5 protein-coding genes are annotated in these 5,347 nt (G+C 48.9%); 1 reads left to right on the top strand and 4 read right to left on the bottom strand.

The genetic code is table 11. The features are described 5' to 3' along the window. Positions 1 to 30 precede the first annotated feature (30 nt). The 4 genes from ACZND6_RS12625 to ACZND6_RS12610 all read right to left on the bottom strand — a co-directional run bounded on the left by ACZND6_RS12625 (position 31) and on the right by ACZND6_RS12610 (position 3,688). A complete protein-coding gene (locus ACZND6_RS12625; protein ID WP_489524763.1) occupies positions 31 to 723 on the bottom strand; it encodes a reverse transcriptase domain-containing protein in 693 nt (230 codons plus the stop codon). A gap of 567 nt (positions 724 to 1,290) precedes the next feature. Continuing rightward, the gene (iadA, locus tag ACZND6_RS12620; RefSeq protein WP_293738293.1) at positions 1,291 to 2,436 is read right to left on the bottom strand and encodes a beta-aspartyl-peptidase; all 1,146 of its coding nucleotides are present in this window, start codon (positions 2,434 to 2,436) and stop codon (positions 1,291 to 1,293) included. 31 nt (positions 2,437 to 2,467) lie between these two features. Further along, positions 2,468 to 2,941 carry a YjiG family protein gene (locus ACZND6_RS12615; protein WP_008811940.1) on the bottom strand — a complete coding sequence of 158 codons (474 nt, stop codon included), beginning with the start codon at positions 2,939 to 2,941 and terminating at the stop codon, positions 2,468 to 2,470. A 15-nt stretch (positions 2,942 to 2,956) separates the two neighbouring features. Continuing rightward, positions 2,957 to 3,688, bottom strand: a complete 732-nt coding sequence (locus ACZND6_RS12610; RefSeq protein WP_046448398.1) for a nucleoside recognition domain-containing protein — start codon at positions 3,686 to 3,688, stop codon at positions 2,957 to 2,959. A gap of 616 nt (positions 3,689 to 4,304) precedes the next feature. On the opposite strand from ACZND6_RS12610, the gene ACZND6_RS12605 reads away from it, so the two are divergent. Then, a complete protein-coding gene (locus tag ACZND6_RS12605; protein ID WP_489524762.1) occupies positions 4,305 to 5,252 on the top strand; it encodes an AEC family transporter in 948 nt (315 codons plus the stop codon). The last annotated feature ends 95 nt before the right edge of the window (positions 5,253 to 5,347 follow it).

Genomic DNA, 5,347 nt, shown 5'->3' with positions numbered 1-5,347 from the left:
TAGTGTTGCCACTACGCCCTTGCCGAGTCGCTAACCCTTCCCCTCATCGGGCGGGTTCGGGATTCTCACCCTATAGAAGTGCGCCATGCTGGGCGCACACGGACTAAGGGGCGACCCCTGAGGAACGCCCTCTAGTCTTGGGCTTACCAGCCCGTCTTCCATGATGCCTGCGTTTAAATATCGTCGGATTAGTTTCAAGATTGCCTTGTCATCTATAACTCGGCTGACTCTGTCCATCAGAATGTCGTGGTTGACTCGGTCGAAGAACTTGGACAAGTCCATTTCGACGACCCATCTATTTCCATCTTTGATGTACTCTTGAGCCCTTTGCACTGCCTGCCGGCAGTTCCGTCCCTCTCTGAACCCATAACTTTTGTCCGAGAATTGACCCTCGAACGCATCTCCAATAGTCATCACTATGGCCTGTTGGATTGTTCGGTCCAAGAGAGTTGGAATTCCTAACATCCGTGTGCCCCCGTTTGGCTTGGGTATATCCACGCGTCCAACGGGAGCGGGAATGTAAGTACCGTTTTTAAGTTTCTGTCTGATCTTCTCCCCGTGAACTCGCAAAAGGTTAGGAAGTTGTTCATAGGTTATCCCGTCTATGCCGGGTGCGCCTTTGTTCTTTATAACCTTCTGCGCCGCATCGTCGAGATAGAAACATACTAAATCGATGAGCGGACAGCCTCTAGGTTCAGCTTTCGTCCAGTGTGACTTCGCCATGACCAGCTGCTCCTTCTTTTGCCGTAGACGACACTGCGCTGTTCTGCCCGCTTTGCGTCGTGACAGCCGCCCTCTTGGACGTTGTTCTGAGGTCCGCTTGAATTTGTCATGAGAGCTGTCACCTCTACTCGCGTTGTTAATGTTCGGCCCTTCAGGTTGCCCCTACTATGGCCTCGGCTGACTTCCGATTTGACATCCGAACTCCTCGCGAAGCCCGTAGCCAATGGCATCAAATCGGATCTCCCCAGGTAAGACGTACTTCTTTCCTGCCTGTCCATCGGATCTACGTCTCAGACTCCTGTATGAGTATTGGAAATTGGGTATTTTGGCCCCCACATCCGTCTAAACCGCCTCATATCCGCTTCCTGTTCGTTGAACATGCATTTTGCTATCGGCTTCCTCCAGACCTAGTGTTGCCACTACGCCCTTGCCGAGTCGCTAACCCTTCCCCTCATCGGGCGAGTTCGGGATTTGCATCCTACAGAAGCGCGCCATGCTGGGCGCACTAAAAAAAGCCTCCCGGGCTTTGTCACCCGAGAGGCTTGTAAGATCAAAACTAGTTGGTTCTTATTCTTCGAAGGCACCTTTAACGATAACTTCCGAATCTTTCATGACCTGACGACCCTTCATGAAGAGGTGGAGCGGTTTAAGATCCTTATCCATCACTAGAAGGTCTGCGTCTTTACCAGCTTCGATTACGCCTTTATTACCCAAGCAAAGAGCCGTGGCAATAGTACGTGTCAAAGGCAGCAAGGCTTTTTCAAGACCAATCTTACCGGCAAGTTCCTGAAGCATCTTCAGGTTGTCGGAGACTTTGCAAACCGTCAGACCGATCATTTCGCCGTTCTTATCGAAGCGAGGCATCGAGCCGTGGCCGTCAGAAGAGAACGTAATACGATCGATCGGCGCACCTTCTTTCAAAGCCATCACAAAAGCATCTGCTGCAGAACCCATGTAGTTGCCGCCGCTGGTTGTGATATCGATGTATCCGCCGGCTTTGGTAAATGCAATTGCCTGAGCAAAAACTTCAGGGTGACGGCCGACATGTGTCGGACGAATATGCTTAATCGGCATTCCCATTTTTATGCATTCCATGAAAGCCGGGAAAGCGATGGGAAGGTCACCGAGGTGAACATGCAGATAAGAATCGTGTCCGCAGATCATGCCCCCGACGCGGCAGTCGGAAAGAACTCTTAAAACTTCCTGAGTTGTCGGGAAGGAGCAGCGATGGTCGCCCATTGCAATCTTCACACCCAAGCATTCGGGAATCGTCAAGAGGTCTTTACGGACGTCGCCGGTAACCGTTGTAGGGGGATAACGATAGTTGGAAGTCCACATCCAGCCGGTAGCACCTTCTTTGGTTAAGGCGCGAACCTTAGCCATAAGAGCTTCGATCGGACGGGTTTCACTATCGGTTCCGGAAACACCGACAAAGGAAGTGATTCCGCCTTCCACGAGCTCGGAGAAGTTAAGCTCTGGAGCGCGTGTCAGGGGACCGCCTTCTCCGCCGCCGCCAGTCACGTGAATGTGTTGGTCGATAAGACCCGGCGTAACGATTGCGCCGTTCAGATCTATCACTTCCAGACCGGGAAGGTCGGCAGAGATTTCATCCTCCACAGCAATGATTTTTTCATTGACTGTCAGAATCTGTTTGATGCCCTTATGTTCAGGAGCGTACAGATCTGCATTTTTAAAGAGAATTGCGGTAGCCATTGATTACTAAATCCTTTGAAAGTTCGTCAGATTACGATCCCAGAACGACCAGGCGCATGACCCACAGAGAGAGCAAAGCGACGATCGGAGGAACGGCCATGATCTTGAACATATCGGAACCCTGGATGCCGATAACGCCAAGGCAGCGGCCCATGTACTGAACCTGAGAACCCATGAGGTAAATAGCGGGAATCACGATAGCGAGCTGTGTACCGTCAACAGCGCCTTTATCGAACAAGGCAACTGCCACACCGACACCGCCGCCCATGGACATCCAGCCGCCGAGCAGAATCATGGCAGCTTCGCCTGGCAGACCGAAGATGGCCATAACCGGTCCGAGGCATGTACCGATGAAGTCCAAAGCGCCGGAGATGTTCAGCATTTTGATGATCACGAAAGCCATCAAAACGTTAGGAATCGTGGAGTGTGTAGCAATGTTCCAACCCTGAAATGCACCGTTAACGAATACGTCGGTGATCATCATTTTTTTAGATGTAGTAGCCATTTCGTATTCTCCTTATTAAGCGCTCTTCTTAAGGTTAATCTTTCCGCCCATCTGGATGACGCGCATGATGTTGGCAGCGAGGATCTTGCCGAGGAACAGAATACCCAAGCAAGCACCGATGCTGACCGGAACTGCAGGCTTGCCGTCAGCAGCAAGCAGTGTGAACAGAACCGCGCCGGAAGAGAGGAAGTTAGTGATGAGAGCGTCGGCTGTCATCTGGAAAGTAGCAAAGTTATTCAGCTCTTTAGCTGTCAAAATATTGTCATCTTTGAGCTGGCGAGTCAGAGCCGCGCCGCCGTCAGTAGACTGCAGAGAAGCGATCAGAGCGAGACCAGCACCGCCGGGAACGCCGATCAACGGACGAAGAATCGGAGTAAGCATCTGGCGAGCAGCTTTCAGAGCACCGTAGTGGTCGAAAACAGTGATCATCGCAAGAGCGAACATAACTGTCGGGACCAGTGTCAAAGCAAACATGAAGCCGTCGATAGCACCGGAACCGCCTTTACCGCGGAAGTTGGCCATCGTGGTGTGAATGCCGTCAGCGTTCTGGGAAACAGCTGTGACAACCTTACCGAAGGAGCCGTTGATTGTGGTGAAGTCGAAAATGCCCCACCATTGGTTTGTAGCGCAGACACCGGAGAAGAAAACGCAAGCCATAATCAGGGAAATGTAATTTCCGATGGTGACTTTCTTTTCTTTGTCATCTGCCAACTCAGGTTTTTTATCGTTGAGGTTAGAAGAAGCCATATGACTATCCTTAAAAGTAACAAACAAAGCAAATTTCGTTTTTTGAATGTGCTTATCTACGGCCCCAGGCTCTCTTAAAGCCCTTTATCACCGTGCGATAAACCGTTTTTCTCATCCGAAAAACAAAAAGCATGTCCGCGAGGTTTTCGCGTGACCACATTATGAAAGGATTTTTACGATGTAAATATTCAGCCTTACCCTGAAATCCGTATTCAAATATGGTGTTAATACTGACAAGAAATAAGGCAATTTACGTTTTTTACATTTGCGTTAGCGGGAATTTTTTTTCGCAAATATAAACATTTTTTTAATGTACAGCAACAAAACAAGGCTTATTTTGGTTTTTAATGAAAAAATATTCGAACAACCTGTCGTAGAGTAAAAAAATCAACCTATTTCAACCTAAAACGCCACTGTTACTAAATTACAACAACTAAAAATAGTTTCCTTGTCGCTCTTGCAAAGTATTCTGATTTTTGAACCTGACTACCCAACTTAATACTGTTTGCGATTCGAAGACACCACTGCAAATCTAAAATTTCTCTTGCCAGTCCGAATAGCTTCTCACTAGGCCCTACCAGAGGATTTTTCGGAAGAAATTTTTAGCAGAGACTGCATGTTTTTCAACATTATTTTTAATGATATTGTCCCGATCTTCGTTGTGATGGCATTAGGTTATGCCGGTGCGAAGATGAATGCTTTCACGCCGAGTCAAACCCAGGCACTCAACAAAGTTGTTTTGAACTTCGCTTTGCCGGCCGCACTTTTTGTCTCTATTACTAAAGCAACCCGCGAGATGCTTTCCGAAGATCTCACGCTGACGCTCGTCTCATTAATCGGTATCGTCGCCCTCTTCTTCGTTTGCTATTGGGTTTGCAGAAAGGTCTTCCATCACACAGCTGCCGAAGCCGCAGTCTGCGGTCTGACCGCGGGCTCCCCGACTATCGGCTTCTTAGGCTTCGCTGTCCTCGATCCGATTTACGGAGCAACTACCCAGACAGGATTGGTGGTTGCCATCGTGGCAATCGTTGCAAATGCCGTGATCATTCCGATCGGCATGTACTTAATGAGCTTAGCCGGTGCTATGGGATCCGGAAACGGCTCTTCTTCCGGAACCGGCTCTGCCATATTAAATGCCGTCAAACAGCCGGTCGTTTGGTGTCCGACTCTTGCTGTCGTAATTGTCTTATTAGGGATCAAGCTTCCGGTCGCGGTTTATCCTTCTTTTGACTTGATTGCCCACGCCAATTCAGGTGTTGCCGTGTTTGCAGCAGGTTTGGCTTTGGCTACAGTGAAATTCAGCGTCAACACTGAAATTCTTTGGAACTCCATATTTCGTGTATTCATTACTCCGCTCTGCATCGCCATTGCGGCTATCCTCTGCGGTCTCAGCGGAGAAAAGCTTTCGATGCTGACGATGGCCTGTGCTCTTCCGCCGGCTTTCTCCGGCATCATCATCGGTTCCCGGTATAACGTTTACGTCCAGGACGGCGCTTCGATTTTGGCTGTCAGTACGCTGATGTTTGCTTTCGCCGCTCCTTTCTGGATTTGGTTCTGCTGCTAAGCAAATACGATTTTGAGAGTTGTAAAACAGTGCGAATTTGAGAGTAAGAAAATCAAAAAAAATAAAAGTAAAAATCTTTTATTTTTTCACTGCAA

It is taken from the genome of Parasutterella sp., assembly GCF_057870745.1.
This window is presented reverse-complemented; position numbering and strand designations above follow the sequence as displayed.

What these genes read in the sequence shown, in the direction of transcription:
- ACZND6_RS12610 (WP_046448398.1), bottom strand. Translation starts at nt 3,688, where the DNA reads ATGGCTTCTTCTAACCTCAACGATAAAAAACCTGAGTTGGCAGATGAC.
- iadA (WP_293738293.1), bottom strand. Translation starts at nt 2,436, where the DNA reads ATGGCTACCGCAATTCTCTTTAAAAATGCAGATCTGTACGCTCCTGAA.
- ACZND6_RS12615 (WP_008811940.1), bottom strand. Translation starts at nt 2,941, where the DNA reads ATGGCTACTACATCTAAAAAAATGATGATCACCGACGTATTCGTTAAC.
- ACZND6_RS12605 (WP_489524762.1), top strand. Translation starts at nt 4,305, where the DNA reads ATGTTTTTCAACATTATTTTTAATGATATTGTCCCGATCTTCGTTGTG.
- ACZND6_RS12625 (WP_489524763.1), bottom strand. Translation starts at nt 723, where the DNA reads ATGGCGAAGTCACACTGGACGAAAGCTGAACCTAGAGGCTGTCCGCTC.